General features: G+C 53.6%; 17 protein-coding genes. 5 read left to right on the forward strand and 12 right to left on the reverse strand.

All coding sequences use genetic code 11. The features are described 5' to 3' along the window. Window positions 1-48 precede the first annotated feature (48 nt). Complete coding sequence (locus STSP2_RS02640; protein WP_169852926.1) at window positions 49-2,502, forward strand: PASTA domain-containing protein; 2,454 nt, start codon at window positions 49-51, stop codon at window positions 2,500-2,502. A 16-nt stretch (window positions 2,503-2,518) separates the two neighbouring features. On the opposite strand, the gene STSP2_RS02645 is transcribed toward STSP2_RS02640, so the two are convergent. From STSP2_RS02645 to STSP2_RS02675, 7 genes are all read right to left on the reverse strand, one after another. Next, on the reverse strand, window positions 2,519-2,818 hold the full coding sequence (locus STSP2_RS02645; protein ID WP_146659611.1) for a helix-turn-helix domain-containing protein: 300 nt from the start codon (window positions 2,816-2,818) through the stop codon (window positions 2,519-2,521). 3 nt (window positions 2,819-2,821) lie between these two features. Beyond that, a complete protein-coding gene (locus STSP2_RS02650; protein WP_146659613.1) occupies window positions 2,822-3,172 on the reverse strand; it encodes a type II toxin-antitoxin system RelE/ParE family toxin in 351 nt (116 codons plus the stop codon). 74 nt (window positions 3,173-3,246) lie between these two features. Next, window positions 3,247-3,795: a GNAT family N-acetyltransferase gene (locus STSP2_RS02655; protein ID WP_146659615.1), complete on the reverse strand. Its 549-nt coding sequence runs from the start codon at window positions 3,793-3,795 to the stop codon at window positions 3,247-3,249. Further along, the gene (locus STSP2_RS02660) at window positions 3,788-4,243 is read right to left on the reverse strand and encodes a hypothetical protein (protein WP_146659617.1); all 456 of its coding nucleotides are present in this window, start codon (window positions 4,241-4,243) and stop codon (window positions 3,788-3,790) included. Before STSP2_RS02660 ends, STSP2_RS02655 begins: the two co-directional genes overlap by 8 nt. Before the next feature lie 2 nt (window positions 4,244-4,245). Further along, complete coding sequence (rfaD, locus tag STSP2_RS02665; protein WP_146659619.1) at window positions 4,246-5,220, reverse strand: ADP-glyceromanno-heptose 6-epimerase; 975 nt, start codon at window positions 5,218-5,220, stop codon at window positions 4,246-4,248. 462 nt (window positions 5,221-5,682) lie between these two features. Beyond that, window positions 5,683-6,069: a response regulator gene (locus tag STSP2_RS02670; RefSeq protein ID WP_146659621.1), complete on the reverse strand. Its 387-nt coding sequence runs from the start codon at window positions 6,067-6,069 to the stop codon at window positions 5,683-5,685. Between the two features lie 267 nt (window positions 6,070-6,336). Then, a complete protein-coding gene (locus STSP2_RS02675; RefSeq protein WP_146659623.1) occupies window positions 6,337-7,458 on the reverse strand; it encodes a uroporphyrinogen decarboxylase family protein in 1,122 nt (373 codons plus the stop codon). Window positions 7,459-7,669: 211 nt separating this feature from the next. On the opposite strand from STSP2_RS02675, the gene rimO reads away from it, so the two are divergent. Together rimO and STSP2_RS02685 are read left to right on the forward strand one after the other, a co-directional pair. After that, window positions 7,670-9,028: a 30S ribosomal protein S12 methylthiotransferase RimO gene (rimO, locus tag STSP2_RS02680; protein ID WP_169852927.1), complete on the forward strand. Its 1,359-nt coding sequence runs from the start codon at window positions 7,670-7,672 to the stop codon at window positions 9,026-9,028. Window positions 9,029-9,110: 82 nt separating this feature from the next. Beyond that, window positions 9,111-9,740, forward strand: a complete 630-nt coding sequence (locus STSP2_RS02685) for a CDP-alcohol phosphatidyltransferase family protein (RefSeq protein WP_146659627.1) — start codon at window positions 9,111-9,113, stop codon at window positions 9,738-9,740. Window positions 9,741-9,790: 50 nt separating this feature from the next. Here STSP2_RS02685 and cmk read toward each other — a convergent pair whose 3' ends face one another. Further along, on the reverse strand, window positions 9,791-10,453 hold the full coding sequence (gene cmk, locus STSP2_RS02690; protein ID WP_205847970.1) for a (d)CMP kinase: 663 nt from the start codon (window positions 10,451-10,453) through the stop codon (window positions 9,791-9,793). 68 nt (window positions 10,454-10,521) lie between these two features. Continuing rightward, window positions 10,522-11,802 carry a PP2C family protein-serine/threonine phosphatase gene (locus STSP2_RS02695; RefSeq protein ID WP_146659629.1) on the reverse strand — a complete coding sequence of 427 codons (1,281 nt, stop codon included), beginning with the start codon at window positions 11,800-11,802 and terminating at the stop codon, window positions 10,522-10,524. Window positions 11,803-12,128: 326 nt separating this feature from the next. Here STSP2_RS02695 and STSP2_RS02700 point away from each other — a divergent pair, with 326 nt between their 5' ends. Together STSP2_RS02700 and gloB are read left to right on the forward strand one after the other, a co-directional pair. Continuing rightward, window positions 12,129-12,404, forward strand: coding sequence for an acylphosphatase (locus tag STSP2_RS02700; protein ID WP_169852928.1), 276 nt, complete (start codon window positions 12,129-12,131; stop codon window positions 12,402-12,404). A 43-nt stretch (window positions 12,405-12,447) separates the two neighbouring features. Continuing rightward, window positions 12,448-13,176, forward strand: coding sequence for a hydroxyacylglutathione hydrolase (gloB, locus tag STSP2_RS02705; RefSeq protein WP_146659633.1), 729 nt, complete (start codon window positions 12,448-12,450; stop codon window positions 13,174-13,176). 116 nt (window positions 13,177-13,292) lie between these two features. Here the strand turns inward: gloB and STSP2_RS02710 are convergent, their stop codons facing one another. The 3 genes from STSP2_RS02710 to STSP2_RS02720 all read right to left on the reverse strand — a co-directional run bounded on the left by STSP2_RS02710 (window position 13,293) and on the right by STSP2_RS02720 (window position 18,357). After that, window positions 13,293-14,615, reverse strand: a complete 1,323-nt coding sequence (locus STSP2_RS02710; protein ID WP_146659635.1) for a Gfo/Idh/MocA family protein — start codon at window positions 14,613-14,615, stop codon at window positions 13,293-13,295. A gap of 34 nt (window positions 14,616-14,649) precedes the next feature. After that, a complete protein-coding gene (locus tag STSP2_RS02715; protein ID WP_146659637.1) occupies window positions 14,650-16,014 on the reverse strand; it encodes a 3-keto-disaccharide hydrolase in 1,365 nt (454 codons plus the stop codon). Between the two features lie 183 nt (window positions 16,015-16,197). Next, entirely contained in the window at window positions 16,198-18,357 is a 2,160-nt protein-coding gene (locus tag STSP2_RS02720; RefSeq protein ID WP_146659638.1) for a polysaccharide lyase 8 family protein, read from the reverse strand. Window positions 18,358-18,365: the final 8 nt, after the last annotated feature.

Consider the following 18,365-nt stretch of genomic DNA (forward strand, 5'->3'; position numbering starts at 1 on the left):
CATGTTTCGCGAGTTTGCAACATTTTACCTGTTCGGAGGAAGTTATCGATGCAGCTCATTGCCAGATTTCTAGTTGTCGCAGCAGTATTTACAATTTCAGCTAACGCTTTCGCCGCCTTGCCCGGCAGCGGAACGGAGGCCGACCCGTGGCGAATAGAATCGCGGGCGGACTTTGACGAGTTTGCGGCAGATTCGAGCTACTGGGCCGGGCATACGCGGCTGGATACGGATATTGATCTGGCGGGAACGGTTTATGATAGGGCGGTGATCGCTCCGGACACAGATCGCTCTGTGGCTGACTTTCAGGGGACGCCTTTTACCGGTTTTTTTGACGGTCATTCTTACAAGTTAATTAACTTGAGATTTTCTTACAGCTATAACTGGGGTCTGTTCGGTCTGATCGGATCGTCAGGAACAGTCCGAAATCTGCATTTGGAAAATGTGGACGGCACTGGGTATAGCCGGGCGGGAGGCTTATGTTCAATAAACGAAGGAGCAATTAAATCTTGTTACGTCAGCGGTAGAATAGAAGGTAGCAACCAGGTAGGCGGCATCTGCGGGATCAACAGAGGGACGATTCTAGAAAGTTCTGCTCAATGCACAGTACGTGGCCGACTCTCTGAGGCAGGCGGAATCTGTGGTAAAAATGACGGGGGTACTATAAAAGCCTGCTATGCACTGGGCGATGTCGAAGGTGGGGAGAAGGTAGGCGGGCTTTGCGGAGGCAATTATTACGGAAGCACTAATGGGATCATAGTGGACAGCTACGCAAGCGGTGATGTTGTCGGCGAAAGTAATGTGGGTGGGCTTTGCGGGGCCAATGGGGACTATATCAAAAACTGTTTTGCGTCGGGCAACGTCAAGGGCTTGCTGAAGGTCGGCGGATTGTGCGGTCTAAATGCTGGGTCAATCACTGGGAGTTATGCGACAGGCAAGGTCGAAACAGACGAAATTGCAGGAGGGTTGTGCGGAGTAAATAATGGCAATCTCCGGGCCTGCTACTCAACAGGTACTGTCACTGGGACAGTGGACATCGGCGGGCTCTGTGGACAGCACAACGGATACCCAATTAGTGACTGCTTCTGGGACGTTGAAACATCCGGGATAACTACCAGTGCAGGCGGAATCGGGAAATCGACTGCTGAAATGAAAAGCCTGGCGACATATTTTGAAAGCGTGTGGTGGGAATTCGCAGATTTTGAGACAGGCCTGTCCGGGTGGTATCTGCCTGAAGGTGACTATCCGAAGTTTGCATGGCAGAATACTGATGCTGCGGAGGTGACTGACGTAACAGGATTGACTTTGGCCCAGGCCCAGACAAAGCTAGCAGAAGCCGGTTTGACCGTCGGCAGCACGCAATATGTCGGCAGCATGACAATTGAGCCGGACATAGTTGCGGGTGTATCGGCTTCGATCAAAGGATACGTCAGCAAATCGCTTCCGATTGACATTTATGTTTCATCAGGCAGCAATGGCGATGGTTCGCAGGCGAATCCATACGAGCTGGCGTGCCAGGCGGATCTCGATTCTGTCATTGATTTTGCGGCTTGCTATATGATGACTGCGGATGTGTTCATGGAAAACGGTTTTCGCTATCCCGATCCTGTTCTGAACGATCAATTTGCGGGACACTTCTATGGGAATAGCTACAAGATTCATAATTTAGATATGAATACTGACTACGGCGGGTTGTTTTCATCAATAGACAGCAGCGGGGTCGTAAAAGATCTCTCGCTGGCAGCATGCAGGATAGGATGGGAGACCGTTGGCGGCGTTTGCAGCGTTAATTGGGGTGTTATCGAAAACTGTTATGTGAGCGGCACCATAAGAGGAAATGTTTTGGGTGGTTTATGCCGAGCAAACGCTGGAGTCATTCGAAACTGTGCTGCTAGTGTCAAGATGACTAGTTATGAGACTTATGCTGGAGGCATTTGTGGTACCAACTATGGAGAGATCGAGGACAGCTACGTGGAAGGGCAGATAGAATGTAAACCCCGCACGAATGAAATAGGGGGTTTGTGTATGCGTAACGAGGGCAGCATCATCAATTGTTTCAGTGCCGTAGCTCTTGCGAATGGCCTCGAGATGGGCGGTTTGTGTACTTCTGACAACGGGACTGTTACGGGCAGTTTCTGGGATGTTGAGGCTTCGGGGATTACGACCAGTGCCGGCGGGGTTGGTTTAACTACTGCCGAGATGCAGATGCGGGCTACGTTTACAGACGCTGGTTGGGATTTTGTTGGGGAGGATGCTAATGGGACGGAGGATGTTTGGCGGATTTGTGTTGATGGTGTGGATTATCCAGGGTTGTGGTGGGAGTTTGCTTCTGGGGATTTTGCCTGTCCGGACGGGGTGAGTTTCAGTGACTATGCATTGCTCGCGGATACGTGGCTGCTGTCAAAAGGGCAGCCGGGGTTTGACGGCAGGTGCGATCTCGATGCCAACGGCACGGTCGGGCTTCCGGATCTGAGAGTATTTGCGGAGAACTGGTTGGATGATTAGTGCTGCCACCTGTCTGTCAAAATTGACTTATCTTTATGTCGCCCTCGGGCATGTGGGCGATCAGTTCGAGTTTGCCGCCCAGAGCCTCGATTAGCCTTCGCAGCGTGCTTATCTGCATGTCACGCTGTGACTCCAACTTGGAAAGGCTTGGCTGTTTGATTCCCATGCTTTTGGCGAGATTTTCCTGCGTGATGCCTGTTTCTTTTCGGATCTCGGCCAAGAGCATCTGAGCCATTTCTTCCCTGGCTCGGGCCTTAGCTCGTTTGACGCTTTCAGGATCCATACGTTTTTCGAGTTCTGAAAATTTACGTGCCACGGTTCACCCCTTTTTCTTTATATCATTCAAGTGCCGATCATAAATTTGGTCAGCCTTGTTGATAAGTTGCTGGTAAAATCTACTGTTTCCCTTTTTGTCGCCGCCCAGCAGCAGTACTGCGTATCGTCTCGGATCGAAAGCATAAAAAGTACGCAGAGGTCTGCCCTTGCTTTGAGTTCTTAGTTCCTTCATATTCTTGTGTTTGGAACCCTTGACTGTGTCGGCATAAGGCCGGGCAAGATGCGGACCAAGATTCCTGAGCAACTCGACACTGACCAGAACATCTTCCTGTTGCTTGACGTCCAGAGTTTGCCACCATTTCTCAAATTCGTCTGTGAACTCCACTTCCCACATACTTATATTATAGCTTTCAATGTATATTCGTCAAGGGCTATATTTTGTTCAGTGTACATTTGGCGAAAATGCTTTCACCAGCGGTTTGTTTGCAGGTTTATGGGGCCCGGGGGAAAGGTGGTCTTGTTTAGTGGGTAGTATAGGCGGTGGCGGTTTGGGGGGATCTGTTTTTTTGTGCCGTGGTCGATGTAGGTGATGGGTGCGGGCGGGATATCTTGCCAGCCGTTGCGTAGGTAGGTGTTTACGACGTGCCCCTGGCAGAAGAGCATGCCGAAGTCGAAGCCGAGTTTCATTGCGTGCTGCATCGCAGTATCGAGCATTCTGCCCGCAAGGCCCTGCTTGCGGAAGGGCGAGTCGACGCAGACGTTTGCGATGCCCGCGACGCGGAAGGGCTCACCGCCAGCGGTGATGGTGCGGTCGACGGCTGCCAGGTGCGCGATGGGTAGAGTGCCTGCGAGGATCACGACTGTGAAGGCCGGTGTGTTGTCGCCGAGGATGCGGGAGCGGCTGAACAGGGGCTTGCGGTGCGGGAAGCAACGTGAGAGCAGTTCGCGAATGGCCGTATCAAGGTCGCGGTCGATCCGGTCCTCGTTGAGTATTAGCGTTCGGGGTCGGTCAGTCATTTCGCCTGGGCAGAAATTCTTCGATGATGCGGGTTGTGTGACGTGCACGTACGATTTCACCGACGGTGGTGGTGATCGCGATGGCTGCTGAGAACAGGACCAGTGCGATGACCGCGCCGGTGGCGGCAGCGCCGAAGGCGAGTCTCTGTATCATTTCCGGCTGGGGCTGGTTCTTTATCAGCTCGTTGAGCGTCTGCGGCAGCAGGGCTGCAGCCAGTGTCGTCGCTGAGCCCGCGATTGCGATTATGATGATCGCGATGATGACGAACCACTTGAGATTCGACTTGCTGCGAAAATGCTGCAGGAGCAGTTCAGCCTGCGGGCGGGTGAGTTCGCCAAGCGTTAGGTGCGAGCGCGCGAGGAACCTGTCTGCCGCCTTGAGGACGCTGGCCGGGTACTTCTTTTCGAGTGCGTGTTCGGTCGTTTTGTCTTTTGCTTGGTGGGGCATGATCAGGCTCCGAGGAACTCATCCTTTTGGAGATAGTTCTGCACGTAGTCAGTTATGGCGTCTTCGAGGGAGGTGGGGTCGAGCTTATAGTCTGCGTGCGAGAGCTTCTGCATGTCGGCCTGGGTGAAGTACTGGTATTTTTCGCGGAGGTGGTCGGGCATGTCGATGAATTCGATTTTCGGTTTCTTATCCATTGCGGCGAAGACGGCGTTTGCCAGGTCCACCCATGTGCGGGCGTTGCCGGTGCCGACGTTGTAAAGGCCGTTGACGTCGGGGTTTGCCAGGAAGAAGAGGGTCATATCGACGGCGTCCTTGATGTAGACGAAGTCACGTCTCTGTTCGCCGTCCGCGTAGTCGGGGTGGTATGACTTGAAGAGCTTGACCTGGTCCGTGTCGCGGATCTGTTCGTAGGCCTTGATGATGAAGCTGCGCATGCTTCCCTTGTGGTATTCGTTGGGGCCGAAGACGTTGAAGTATTTCAGGCCGACGATATTTTCGAGCACGCCTGTGCGTTTGGCCCAGAGGTCGAAAAGCTGTTTGGAATAGCCGTACATGTTGAGCGGCTTGAGGTCCTCGATCGTATCTTCGTCGTCGGTGAACCCGAGCTCGCCATTGCCGTAAGTTGCTGCGCTGGAAGCATATATGAAGCGGATGCCTTCTTCGACGGCCCAGTTGGCGAGGACCTTGGTGCATTCGTAGTTGTTGCGGACGAGATACGAGCAGTCAGTTTCCCAGGTATCCGAGCAAGCTCCCATGTGTAGAATGGCCTGGACGGGCCAGTCGATATCGCCTGCTGCGAGCATGTCGTAGAAGTCGTCGGCCTCGACGTAGTCGGCGAAACGGAGTTTGCGAAGATTCTTCCACTTTTCGTCAGATTCCAGGCGGTCGACGATGAGGATGTCATTCTGGTTCTGTGCATTGAGTTCGGCGACAAGCGCTGAGCCGATGAAGCCTGCGCCTCCAGTAACTATTATCATGATGGTCTACCCCGCAAAAGCGTATAAAAGTGTACAATATACGGTCAGAGTAACGAAAACCGGGTGATAAGTCAATCTCAAACAGGCATGAGCAGCCATGAGTGCGCATGAAAAAGGGCCGGTTTTTGGCCGGCCCCAGGGAAAGTCGCCGATTTCCCCCCGTTTAGCACAGAGCAATATAGCTTGCTGCTGCTAGGATGAGAATCTTCTTCTTAGTCATGATAAACGGGATCCAGTGTTTCTGATAGAACTTCTTCATCGTTTTCTCCCTCATAACGAATACAGTTTTTCACCCGTCCTACGAAGCCAGGAGCCTCATCAGACGCTTTAATTATAGCATAAAAAATGGGTGAAAACAACTTCGTATGGGAAGAAAGCTGCGCAAGTGCATATCAGACAGTGACTTATAGATCCACTGCTGCGGGGAGTTTTTTGGTGAATTTGTCAAAAATGCTGCGTCGATCAGGCTTCGGCGGCAGCTTTTTCGAGCTTGTATTCGACGATCTTGACCATGTCAGCGAATTCGATTGGCTTGGTTATATAGCCGTTAGCGCCGAGCTCGAAAGCTGCGTCGAGGTCCTCGATCTTAGATTTGCCGGTAAGCATGATAACGGGGATCTCTTTCGTCTTGCGGTTCTTCTTGAGCTTTGCCAAGACCTTCAGGCCGTCCATGTCGGGCATGGACACGTCTAGAAGGATCGCGTCTGGACGGTGTTTTTTCGCGATTTTCAGTGCTTCAGGGCCGGAATTGGCTTCCAGAACGTCGAATGGACCCACAGAAAGGGCCATCATCGCAAGCTCAGTGAATTCTTCGTTATCATCAACGACAAGTATGGATCTTTGTGCCATTGAAATCGCTCTCCTGAATACGGGCGTGTATCCCGCCTTGTTTGTTCATCATGTTTCCTGTGTCTTATTAATTATGTCGGCTAAATAACAAATGACTTCACGTAATAATACGGGGGAAAAGAATATTTTGGTGTCTTAGCCACCCATAATATGGGGGGGAAGTAGGTAAAACAAAGGCCCAGACCGTTTCTACGGTGCTGGGCCTAATGTATTGATAAGACGGTAAGAACTGAAAAAAGTTGTTTCAAAGTGCCCTAAGCAAGGGTTCTAGTCGAGCTGGCCGAAGGTTTTCTGCTTTAGATCAAGATAGAAGATGTAGTCTTCGGGTTTGACGTTGGGCGGGCAGCGGTGGTCACAGAACGGGATGAAGCCGCCTCGTTCGACGTAGGGGATCAGCGATTCCATGTAGGATCTGATCGCGTCGGGTCCTTCGCCCAGAGCCATCTTGTCAAAACCGCCCATGATGCGAAGGTCCTTGCCGTATTCTGCGAGCAGTTCGGTGGGATGGCCGGAGCAGTTGACCTCGAACGGGAACATGGTATTGATGCCCGATTCGAGCAGGGTCGGCAGGATTGGCCGGATGTCGCCGTCGCAGTCGGTGAACCAGATGTCGATGCCGTGGGCCTTGAGTTTTTCGTTTATGCGTTTGTATCGCGGGGCGACTACTTTCTTGAAGAAATCGACAGAGACGATCGGGCCGGACTTGAAGCAGATGTCCTCCCAGCCCCATGCGAAATCGAAGTCGATATGGCCGAGTACCGCATCCAGATAATCTTCGACGAGCACGCAGCAGGTTTCGACCATGTCCTCGATCATGCCCGGGTGGTCGAAGGTCGCGTACGCAAGCCCCTCAAAGGTAAGCAGATCGCGGATCTTTCCGATCATCGAGCCGCACCAGATGCCGACGGGGAAGTCGCGGTCGGCGGGGTAGAGCTTCTTGAGGGCCTCGATGTCGGGTTTGCGGGCCGGGTCGTCTCGGCGGAGGCGTTCGTTTTTGCACTTTTTCCAGTCTTCGGGGGTTGTTATTGAGGATTTTATGAAGTGCGGGATGGTGGTCTGGTCGTTTTTTGGCACCTCGGCGAGCAGGCCGTCCTGGTTGATGATGATCTTTTTGTCTTCGGTCTCTTCTACGACCTTTTGTTCGAAGGGCGGAACCATCCAGGGGTATTCGTGCAGTTCGATGCGGTCGAAATTGAAGAATTCGTGGGCCTGCGAGTTATCTTTGATGCCCTTTTCGACGAAGATGTCCCATTCCTTGAAGTTTTCGTCCCAGTAACCGAACTCCATGTTGAAGCAGCGGTCGAAGGGTTTGTAGTGCATCTGGTTGTTGAACCGTTCGCGGTCGGTCATTTTGCCGGGCCATTTTTCTCGGCAGGGTTTTACTGACATTACACACTCTCCTGAAACTGTTGTGATATTTGAGCTTACAATATATAACCTTAGGGCTCGTGGGGCAAAAGTTTATCACAAAGTCGCCGGGGTTTGGGCTTTATTGGGCGAAGTTGTCAGATAGTGCAAAAAAACAGCAGGATGCGATGGAAAATGAAAGGTGCTCTAAATTTGTAGACCGAAAGCGGGGTTTATGCTATGCTGGATCGCTATGGCAAAGAGAAAGAAACAAAAGCAGATAAGTGTGGGTTTTGTGGCACTGGGGTGCCCAAAGAACCTTGTGGACAGCGAGAAAATGCTTGCACACGCGGGCCAGGAAGGTTTTGTGCTCAGCGGCGATCCGGACAATGCGGACGTGGTCGTGATAAATACGTGTGGTTTTATCGAGCCGGCCAAACAGGAGGCGATAGGCGCGATCTGTCAGGCGGTGGACCAGAAGAAAAAGGGGCATGTCCGCAGGGTCGTCGTTGCCGGTTGTCTTGCGCAGCGGATGGGTAAGGAGCTGCTTGATGAGGTGAAGGGCATCGACGCGATAGTCGGGCTCGATGAGCGGGACAAGATCGCGAAGGTTATCCGCAATGTGGCGGCCGGTCGCGGCAAGAAGGTGTCCGACCAGGTTAGCAGGCTGCCCGAGAAGGTCAGCGACGATCGGGGCAGGCTGCTGGTGACGCCTGGCCACTGGGCGTATCTGCGGATCAGCGAGGGCTGCAACCGCAAGTGCTCGTTCTGCACAATACCATCGATACGCGGGATGTTCCGCAGCAAGGATGAGGATGCTGTGGTTGCTGAGGCGCAGGAGCTGGTCGAGAATGGTGCGGTCGAACTGAGCGTTATAGCGCAGGACAGCAATTATTACGGCAAGGACAAGGGCGTTGCTCACGGGCTGAGTAAGCTGCTCGATCGGCTGGAGGGAATCGAAGGACTTGACTGGATCAGGCTGATGTATCTGTACCCGGCAGGGGTGGACGACGAGTTGATCGAGCGGATCGCGGCCAGTGAGAAGGTGCTCAACTATGTCGACATGCCGATACAGCACATAAATAACGATATCCTGCGCTCGATGAAGCGTGTGGATACAAAGGAGAAGACGGTCGCACTGGTTGAAAAGCTGCGAAAGGCGATGCCGGACGTGGTGCTGCGGACGACGGTCATTACGGGATTTCCGGGCGAGGGTGAGAAAGAATTTGAGGAGCTGCTCGATTTTATTAAATGGGCGAAGTTCGATGCGCTTGGATGTTTTCCGTTTTATCCGGAGCCGGGTACGCTGGCCGCTGAGCTGCCCGGTCAGGTGGGCGAGTCTGTTCGGCAGGAACGGGCGGACGAGATCATGCGGGTGCAGCAGGATATTGCGTTCGAGAAGTGCCGGGAGCTCATCGGAAAAGAGCTTGTGTGCCTGGTGGATGAGCCACTGGCTGAGCGCCAGCAGATCGGCCGATATTACGGGCAGGCACCGCATATCGACAGCGTGTGCATCGTGATTAACAGCGACGCGCTGCCGGGCGATTTCGTTCGTGCGAAAGTGATCGATACGCAGGATTATGACCTGGTCGTCGAGCCGGTCCAGACGTAGTTTAACGGAGCTTATAGTTGAATATCGCGGCAGTTGCGATAAACTGACATTGCTGATGTGACATTATAATTCGGGAAATCAAGTGGCGGATAAGAACGACAAGCGAATAATCAAGCATGTGCCGAACGCATTGACGATGGGTCGGCTGGTGATGACGGTGGTGTTCCTGGCGATGATCATTATCGCGGGCGACAGGGAGAAGCCTGGTTCGAATTATCTGCTGGTGACGTTCATACTTTTCGTGGTGACCGGGCTGACGGACATCGTTGACGGTAAGATCGCGCGGATGTATGACGTGACGAGCAAGTTCGGCAGGATTGCGGACCCGCTTGCGGATAAGTTTCTGGTAATCGGGGCGTTTGTTTGTTTCGCGATCGCGCAGCAGCCCCGGCTGGATGCTTTCGGCTGGTCGGAGGGTACGCTTGATGTTCTGCGGTGGGGTACGGCAGGGATAATCTTTCTGCGTGAGGTAGTGGTAACGATCCGCAGGCAGATCGCGGAATCTCGGGGGGTAAAGTTCGGTGCGATAGCGTCGGGCAAGCTGAAGATGTTTTTGCAGTCGTTTGGTATCGGTACGGTGATCATCGGTTGGGCGTACGTGGAGCGTGCCTGGGGCGACTGGTTCACGCTGGCGGTTTACGCACTGATGATCGGTGCGACGGTCTATTCGGGTATCGAATCGATCATGAGGCCGATCAAAAAGAAGGAATAGCAGCGTATTGATGTATTGGGTGTCTTCCGGCGTTTTTCGGCGGCGCCGACTCAGCGGATGTGATCAAGAATGGCTGCAACCACGCCTTCGATGTCCAGCTTTGTGCTGTCGATCTTCATTGCGTCGTATGCGCATTTGAGTGCGCCTACTTTTCTGTTTTCATCCTCTGCGTCGCGGGTTTCGATCTGCTGCTGGAGTTTGTCCAGGTCGACTGTTTCGCCTGCAGCTTCAAGGTCCTTGAGGCGGCGGCGGGCGCGCTCGCGGGCATCGGCGGTCAGGAAGAATTTGTAGTCCGCGTCCGGAAAGACAACTGTACCCTGGTCACGGCCTTCGGTGACGATGCGCTGTGCTTTCTGGGCGTATTCCCTTTGCATACGGACGAGCTCTGAGCGGACGGCAGGGGAGTTGGCGATGTATTTGACGTGCGAGGTGACGTGCGAGGTGCGGATGTCGCTGTTTACGTCCTCGCCGTCGATGCGTACGGTCATCGGCCCGTCTGTCCGTTCGAAGTCGAATTCGGTAGCGGCGATCATCGAAAGGATGGCTTGCTCGTCGTGCAGATCAACGTTCTTGCGCATCGCGGCGAACGTTACCGCGCGGTACATCGCGCCGGTGTCGAGAAAGCGTGCGTCGAGTTTTTCGGCGAGCAGTTTTGCGATGGTACTTTTGCCGCTGCCTGCAGGTCCGTCGATGGTTACGATCAGTTTGTCCATTTGTGCTCCGGTTGTTTATGGCAGTGCCGGGCAAACCGGCTTGACGATCATTCGTTTCGTGTTGGCTGTTAGCTGCTTTCGTCGCAGTCGCATGTGTTGACCTTTACCGCTACCAGGCTGGTATCGTCGACCTGACTTGCCAGGCCCACGAAGCGCCTGCGGTATGCGAGCAGATTCTTGATGAGCTGGCCCGCGGAACAGTCGACGCATTTGTCGAGTACTTCGAGCATACGTTCCTTGCCCCACAATTCGCCGTCGAAGTCCATCGCGTCGATCAGGCCGTCCGTATAAAGCAGCAGACTGTCGTGGTCCTGCAGTTTGACGGTCTCGATGTCGTAGTGAGCGTCTTCGAGCACACCAAGGACCAGTCCGCCGGTGTTGAGATCGCGGGTCTTACCGCCGCGCATCAGCAGGCCCGGCTCATGGCCGCAGTTGCAGTAGGTCATTTCCATCTTGTCAATGTCAATGTAGCCGAAAAACAGCGTGATGAACTCGCCGTTGCGGCATTCCTTGTATGCGACCTTGTTGAGCTTGTCTACGATCTCACTCATAGAGCGTTTCTCGAAGGCCTTATCAGCATACGCTCGAAATGCACCTCGGAACAGGCTCATCATCATCGCAGCGGGGATGCCCTTGCCTATGACATCTGCGATGCCGATTGCGATTGTGTGATCGTTGATCTTTATGAAGTCGTACAGGTCGCCGCCGATCTCGAAGCACGGCTGATATGTCGCAGCGACATCGAGGCCGCACATCTTCGGTGCGTGATTGGGTATCATTCGCCTCTGGATGACTGCGCCGAGCCGCATCTGTTCGGACACTTTTGCGCCGCGGATCGCTCTGCTGTAGAGTTTTGCGTTCGTGATGGCAATTGCGCACTGGGTTGCCACTAGTCGCGCGATCGCGACGGAGTCTTCGTCAAACCGTCGCGGTTCCGGGCTGTAGAGCCGGAGTACGCCGATAGGTTTATTCTTGAAGGTCATCGCGACAGTGAGCTGACTGACGAGCCCTTCGTCTGCGATGGCCTGGGGATACTGTGACCGTCCGTCTACACGCATATCATCGAGCACGACCGCCTGTCCGGAGAAAGCTTCTTTGACGACAGGGTCCTCGCGGGTGACGGGTCCCTTGTTTCGCCAGGATTCGCTCAGGCCGTAAGTACTGCGCATGGCGAGGTCTCCGCTTTCTTCATCGAGAAGGCGGATAGAACATGCCGTGGTGCTGGTGATCTTGACGGCGGCTTCCGCAAGTCGGTCCAGTACCTCCTGTAAACTGAAGTCGCCCGCGACCATGGTGGCCATATCAAGGATCTTGTCCAGCTCTATATTTTCGTTTGTCTTGCCTAGCATTCAGTTAATCTGTTGTCGCAACTACACTTATGTTTTGGCTGCGAAGCTGACTGCAGCCGATTTCGTCTAAAACAATATTCACACAATCACTAAAATTTTATCAGAAATTGGCTCATACTTACAATTAAATCCACCTTAAATGGCAAGCTTTTTCTTCCGGGCCGGTCTATCCTTTACAGGCCGGATGACCGAGGTTACTATTAAATCGAACGAGGTAGCTTATTGACAACAGTTATTTGCAGGTTTGGCTAAGTTTTTTGAAATGTGATCCAAAAGCCCCAAATTTGCGAATGCAGATGGGGCATTATGTCCGGAAGGAGTACTACATGGCCGATACTGCCAAGAAGATCATATACAAGGGGCGTGTGCAGGGGGTTGGTTTTCGGTACACAGCCAGTAGAATTGCTGACCGGTACGAGCTCAAGGGCTACGTGAAGAACCTGCCCGACGGTTCAGTGGAAATTTTCGCCCAGGGGCATCCGGACGACATTCAGGATTTTATCGCGGACCTGCAGGAGACATTTGCAGCGCATATACGAGATCGTGAAATGCACAAGCAGGAGCCGAGCGGCAGATACCAAGGCTTTGGCATTGCTTTTTAGATTCGACGGGAAATAAAGAATGGAGGTTTGACGAAAGTTTTATATGCATAACGTGGTCATATTGCCGGCTTTGGGGGATAATTACATTTATTTGTATCGTTACGACGGTCAACGAGTGTTCGTTGTAGATCCGGGGGATGCGGGGGTCGTTCTTGAGAATTTGCAAAAACATGCGCTGGACCTGACACATGTACTGATCACGCATTCACATGGGGACCACAGCGCGGGTGCTAAAAAGCTCAAGGCCGAGACCGGCGCAACGATTTTTTCGCCGGACAGTTCAGCGATCCGCGAGACGGACTGCGATATCACCGACGGGCAGACGCTTGCGCTGCCGGGATCGCCGGTCGTTGTCATCGGAACGCCTGGGCATACCTCGTCGGCTGTTTGTTATTATGTGCCCGCAGGACTGGATCGCCCCCAGCCGCTTCTGTTTACCGGCGACACGATGTTCATCGGTGGGTGCGGCAGGATCATTGGCGCGACCGCCCGGGATTTCTTTGATTCGCTGTGCCGACTGAAAAAACTGCCCGACGAGACGCTGGTATTTCCGGGGCACGATTACACCGTCGAGAATTATGAATTTGCGCTGCAGGTCGAACCAGGCAGCAAGGTTCATGAAAAGCGGCTGGCTGAGCTGCGGAAAATATCAAAGCAGGCAGATATGGTGCCTTCCTCAATCGGCCGTGAGAAACGAGAAAATCTTTTCATGCAGGCGGGTTCGGCGGAGGAATTTGCAGAGCTTCGCAGAAAGAAGGATATTTTCGGCTAGCAGGTGGAGCTGAATGGCGGAGGGCGGGCGATCGTTGAGCGTCAGGGTGGCAGAAAAAATGCCCCGCCCAGATAACCGAGCGAGGCATTGAAAGTGCTTCAGGACTGATCATCAGATCATATCTTCGGTTCCCAGCCCGGTGCGTATTCGCGAGACCACAGTGCCTGAGCGGTCTTGTTGTTCTTGATGTGGCCGTTAGCCGCGTCGCATTCGAGCATGGTACCTGTTCGTGCAGCGATGTTGCCGAGGTGCCCGAGCAGTACGCTCTTGTGACCTTCGTCGATTGGCGAGTTGACCTTTTCTACGCCGCGGATGGCCTGGATGAAGTTGCCCGCGTGGTTGTCCTTCAGGCCTGGGTCGGTGGTGTCTGTCTGGTCGGCGTTTTCGTCAGCCTGCACCGAATCGACCTTATTGACAAGATTGTGGTTCTTGTCGAATACTTCGTAGCGGTCGGCGTAGTAGTCGATCTGGCCTTCGTCGCCGAGTATCATCACGCCGCGGCCCTGCTTGTTGATCGGTGTATTACCCGCGCTGATGCCTTCCCATGTGATCAGCTTATCGCCGCCGAACTCGATGGAGATATTCTGCGTGTCAAAGCATTCCCAGTCGTCCTTGTCAGGATATGCATATCGGCCTGCAAGACTGGTAACCTTTGTGGGAAATTCAACGCCGAGTGCCCAGCGTGCGATGTCCAGTTCGTGTGTACCGTTGTTGAGTGCTTCGCCCGTGCCCCAGCGCCAGAACCAGTGCCAGTTGTACGGATGCACGTTGCTGCGGTATGCGGTTCTCGCAGCCGGTCCCTGCCAGAGGTCCCAGTCGAGGTAATCTGGGACATCCACTTCCTTGCCGAAGCCGATGGGTTTGCGATTTCTGGAGTACCATGTGCGTGCGAAATAAGGATTGCCGATGACGCCGTCGCGGATCTCTTTGATCATTCGCTGGGTTGCGCCGATAGAACGACGCTGGTTACCCATCTGAACGACCTTGCCGTATTTCTTCTGAGCAGCCACGAAGAGCTCGCCTTCTGCGGGATTATGGCTGCAGGGCTTTTCTACGTAGACATGTTTGCCCGCGCTGAGTGCAGCGATGCCCATCGGTGCGTGCCAGTGGTCGGGTGTCGCGATTACGATTGCATCGACGTCTTTGTCGTCAAGGGCCTTGCGGAAGTCGCTGATCTGCTGGGGCTTTTTACCTTGTGTCTTTTCGACGCCTGCCGCACAGCTCGGCAGATACCTGCTGTCTACGTCAATGACGTATTTAACTTCGCAGTTCTTCAGGCCGGCGAATTTGTTTGCCAGGTAATTTCCCCGGCTGCGGATGCCCGCGACAGCGACGATCACTTTTTCATTCGGCGCGGCTTTGGCTACTGAGCCCAGGCCCATTACACCCAGACCGAGTGTTGCTGCGCTTGTGGATTTGATGAAATCTCTTCTATTCATAAATCTGTCCTTTCGTGTATTGGAAGAAAGTCAGCTATTTGAGTTCCCTGATTTTAATGCTTCTGAAGTGTACCAGGTTGCCGTGGTCCTGCAGCAGGATATTGCCTTTTTCGGCTTCACCGAAATCGGGCCAGTCCTTGTATTTGCTGTAGTCAACGAGTGCACGCCACATCTGGGTTGAGCGTTCGTATTCGAGCATCATGAGATTGTTCATCCAATGCTCAACGTGCTTGCCGTCAGCCAGAATGCGTGCCTGGTTCCATCCGTTGCGTTTTTCACGCTTGCCCCAGGGGTTCCATGCCGGGATCAGATCGTACAGAGACGCAAGTGTGCGGTTCCCGTTTACACCCTTCTTCGCATCGGGATGGTTGCGATCGTCAAGGATCTGGAACTCACAGCCGATCGCAGAGCCGGGACCCTTGTTGAGCTTGGGATCGACGAAGTACTTGATACCGCTGTTCGCGCCCTTGGTGAACTTGAAGTCGACCTTAAGCTCGAAATCGCCGTATTTTTTCCTCGTGACGATGTCGCCGCCGTATGCGGATTCAGCACCGCCGGAGGGCATTACAGTCAGTACGCCGTCTTCGATCTTCCAGCCCTTTTCGGGGAAGTCGTCGAGCTTTGCGCCGCGCCAGCCGTCAGTCGTCTTGCCGTCCCAGAGGAGCTTCCAGCCCTCGGCTTTTTCGCGTTCGGAAAGGTAGTTCGGCACGAGGTTGACCTGGTGAATGGCCATATAGTCTTCGCTGAGTTCGTCTTCGAGATCGTCGGTCATGATGCGGATATTACGCCAGGTGATCTTCATGCCGTCATGCCTTTTGGGTACGCTGTGGACCTGCAGACCAATAAAACCTTCCGCGGTCATGTCGTCGACCAGGTCCGCACAGGGTACGCCGTTCACGAATGTCTTGATGTGCGGGCCTACCGCTTCGACGCGGAATTTGTTCCAGCCCGTTGGATTGAACGCGGCCCGGCCTTCGTGTCCGCGGTAGAGCGGGTACAGCCAGCCGCGTCTTGCTTCGTCATAGATGCCGCCGCTCCATGCGCGGTCGCTGGGATCGCATTCGACCTGGTAGCCGTGAACCCTGCCGTTACCGTACTCGGGCTTGCTTTCACTGCGGATCTGCACGCCTGAGTTGATCGCGCCGCCCAGCTTCATTTCATATTCCAGGATGAAGTCCGAGTAAGTGTCGGTGGTGCACAGGAAGCTGTTCGGCTGGCCTGCTACGGTCTGACCGACAAGCACGCCGTCCTCGGCGTAATATTTGGCCTTGCCGTTCTTCCGTTCCCAACCATCTAGGTTTTCGCCGTTGAAGAGCTTTTTCCATTCACCTGCAAAGCTGGGCTGACAGATAACGGCCAGAATAGAGATGATTAAGAGTGATTTTGACAGTTTGCTCATGTTCGAGGCCTCCAAAAAATATAAGTAGTCATAATGCAATTGTGATCTGCAAGTCCCACCTGCTCAGAGGTGATACCAAATTCTGCTACGCCAATAAATCAAAGCATGAAATATTTTAAGTGCAAGACAGTCAGATTGCAACTATAATCCGAGTAGATTCAAATATGAACTTGGAGTAGGCTGTCAGTTTAGTTTTTTTACCGAAACAAAGGTGCTCCCGCCTCTCTGCCCTTTTCCCGTCGGCAGCTCTATCAGGCAGGAGGTCACGTCATTTTCACCGTCGTAGGTGCAGTTTTCGCCCTCGAATTTACCGCTGAGCGTCAGCTTGAAACTGTCAATATCTTTGTTCGCGGTCGGCTCGGCGACTGAGATGTTCACCGTATCGCCTTTTCGTTCGAGCATCACCAGTCCGGGCTTGTCGAGTGCTGTGTGCGGACTTTCGGGTATTTTTACCGAGCCTGCTTTGTGGAAAATTATGCCCGCCCAATCATCACAGGTTGCCGCCTGAATATTTTCAGTATTTGCGATCACTTGCAGCTCACCGATCTTGCCTTTAAGTAAAGTACTGGGCTTCACGCCGGGCAGGATCTTGTAGGCATAGCTTGCGTTCTGGGGCGCTTTGCCATGCTCAATCTGCGCCCTGAAGACCTCTTTGCTGACCTGCTTGTCCGACCCTGCCGAGTATACGCTGCTCCATTTCCCGGTCTGTTTGTCGGCACTGACGTAAACGCCGCTATTCTCGAGGAGGGCATAGCCGATTCTGTTGTGCCACATCCACGCGGGCCTGCCGAGTATATGCTTGCCGACCATCGGGGACCCGTCCCTGCCGTAGACAACTGCTTCGCCGTTCAGTAAACATTGATCGATCGTGGTTACGACATACTGGTCCTTATCGGTGCTGATCCCTGCTCCCAGGCAAAGTATCTCATCGCCGTGGAAGAACCACACCTTCTTCGCTCGCAGCCCGTCGCGGTCGTAATCCATCACAGTCACGCCGTTGTTCCCGTCTGACACTCCGCCAACAAAGTCGCTGCCGTTGTGATAGCCGGACCAGCTCAACTGCGGCAAAGGCTCATCACTCTGCAGACATGTTGTGCCGGGCAGTTTTCGCCAGTCCCAAACGGGGAAGATGTCGCGGTATTCATCGCCGTTGCGGTAAATATAGGTTGCACCGTCAGCAAGATGATAGCCGAGCAGGTTTTCTGAATTTCCCGATTCAGCGCCGATCACGCGAGGCGAACACATCTTCACAGAACAATAAAAGTCCGGCCTGCGATGCACGGTAAAATCTGACCTCCAGAAATGCTTATGACCTGTGAACGCATTTTCGGTTGTACCGTCATCAAGGTACCGTCTTGTAAATGCCATATACTCGGCCATGTGTTCCTTATCCGCCGCAGCCATGACCGGGAAAATCTCGGCAAGCAGACGTGCCTTTTTGCGGGGCTGTCCCGGAAAGAGCTGTCGTCCGCATGCGCTGATGTCCATGCTTCTGTTCCAGACGACCCACTGCTGTCCGTTCAGCAAGTAGTTTCGCAATATTTCGATCTTCGCATCGTCAAACGCGAAACGTGTGCCGCGAAGGATGTTCGCCCACATCGCGCAGTCGTTTGCGTACGACAGACCGTAGTTTCCGAACTGAAGCTGCGGTCCGTGCTGGTGAAAGCTCCAGTCAGGCTGAACGCCTTCAGCGGTGGTGACGCGGACCTCAGCGGCAATCGCGTTGGCCGCTTTGGTGACGAGTTCGGCATCATCCGTAAGCAGCCCTCGCATGAACACATTGCCCGCCAGCCAGATCCTGTTCTGACCGGTCATACGTATCCGAGCCCGCGCCATTACCATTTCTATAGAACGTTCTACGACTTCTTCGGGCACTCTATCGCCTACCAGTATAAGAGTACGTCCCACCTCGCGCGGAACTCCGATCTGGTTGTGCCACCAGTTGGGGCTGACAAAATCGTTCTCCAGCCAGAACTGCAGCGCTTTGCGGATGGCACCAAGCATCTCGCTGCTTTGGCTGTATTTGCTGTTCCGCGAGCAGTAGGCCTTCGCCATCGTTGTGACACGCGACATGTGACCGTTGACGGGCCAGCCGCCCCGGCGTTTGCTCGTGTAATCGATACTTTTCCAACTGCCGTCCGATTGCATAGACTTCATGAACCTGCCGGCTTTTAGAAATTTGTCACTGTCATGCTCGGGATTGATCGTGTCGAACAGATTGCTGTATTTGTTAGTGAGCAGATACTCTTTGAGCTGTCTTTCGAGCTGTGCCAGGTCGTCGGCAGCAAACGTGGTGCCTGTGATGACAATTAGCAGACATACTGAAAAGGCGAACTTTGTCATCTAATCTC

Source organism: Anaerohalosphaera lusitana (genome assembly GCF_002007645.1).
Lineage (GTDB): Bacteria > Planctomycetota > Phycisphaerae > Sedimentisphaerales > Anaerohalosphaeraceae > Anaerohalosphaera > Anaerohalosphaera lusitana.

Coding starts and splice junctions, on each gene's coding strand:
- STSP2_RS02640 (WP_169852926.1), top strand. CDS start 49: ATGCAGCTCATTGCCAGATTTCTAGTTGTCGCAGCAGTATTTACAATT.
- STSP2_RS02650 (WP_146659613.1), bottom strand. CDS start 3,172: ATGTGGGAAGTGGAGTTCACAGACGAATTTGAGAAATGGTGGCAAACT.
- STSP2_RS02655 (WP_146659615.1), bottom strand. CDS start 3,795: ATGACTGACCGACCCCGAACGCTAATACTCAACGAGGACCGGATCGAC.
- STSP2_RS02660 (WP_146659617.1), bottom strand. CDS start 4,243: ATGCCCCACCAAGCAAAAGACAAAACGACCGAACACGCACTCGAAAAG.
- rfaD (WP_146659619.1), bottom strand. CDS start 5,220: ATGATAATAGTTACTGGAGGCGCAGGCTTCATCGGCTCAGCGCTTGTC.
- STSP2_RS02670 (WP_146659621.1), bottom strand. CDS start 6,069: ATGGCACAAAGATCCATACTTGTCGTTGATGATAACGAAGAATTCACT.
- STSP2_RS02675 (WP_146659623.1), bottom strand. CDS start 7,458: ATGTCAGTAAAACCCTGCCGAGAAAAATGGCCCGGCAAAATGACCGAC.
- rimO (WP_169852927.1), top strand. CDS start 7,670: ATGGCAAAGAGAAAGAAACAAAAGCAGATAAGTGTGGGTTTTGTGGCA.
- cmk (WP_205847970.1), bottom strand. CDS start 10,453: ATGGACAAACTGATCGTAACCATCGACGGACCTGCAGGCAGCGGCAAA.
- STSP2_RS02695 (WP_146659629.1), bottom strand. CDS start 11,802: ATGCTAGGCAAGACAAACGAAAATATAGAGCTGGACAAGATCCTTGAT.
- STSP2_RS02700 (WP_169852928.1), top strand. CDS start 12,129: ATGGCCGATACTGCCAAGAAGATCATATACAAGGGGCGTGTGCAGGGG.
- gloB (WP_146659633.1), top strand. CDS start 12,448: ATGCATAACGTGGTCATATTGCCGGCTTTGGGGGATAATTACATTTAT.
- STSP2_RS02710 (WP_146659635.1), bottom strand. CDS start 14,615: ATGAATAGAAGAGATTTCATCAAATCCACAAGCGCAGCAACACTCGGT.
- STSP2_RS02715 (WP_146659637.1), bottom strand. CDS start 16,014: ATGAGCAAACTGTCAAAATCACTCTTAATCATCTCTATTCTGGCCGTT.
- STSP2_RS02720 (WP_146659638.1), bottom strand. CDS start 18,357: ATGACAAAGTTCGCCTTTTCAGTATGTCTGCTAATTGTCATCACAGGC.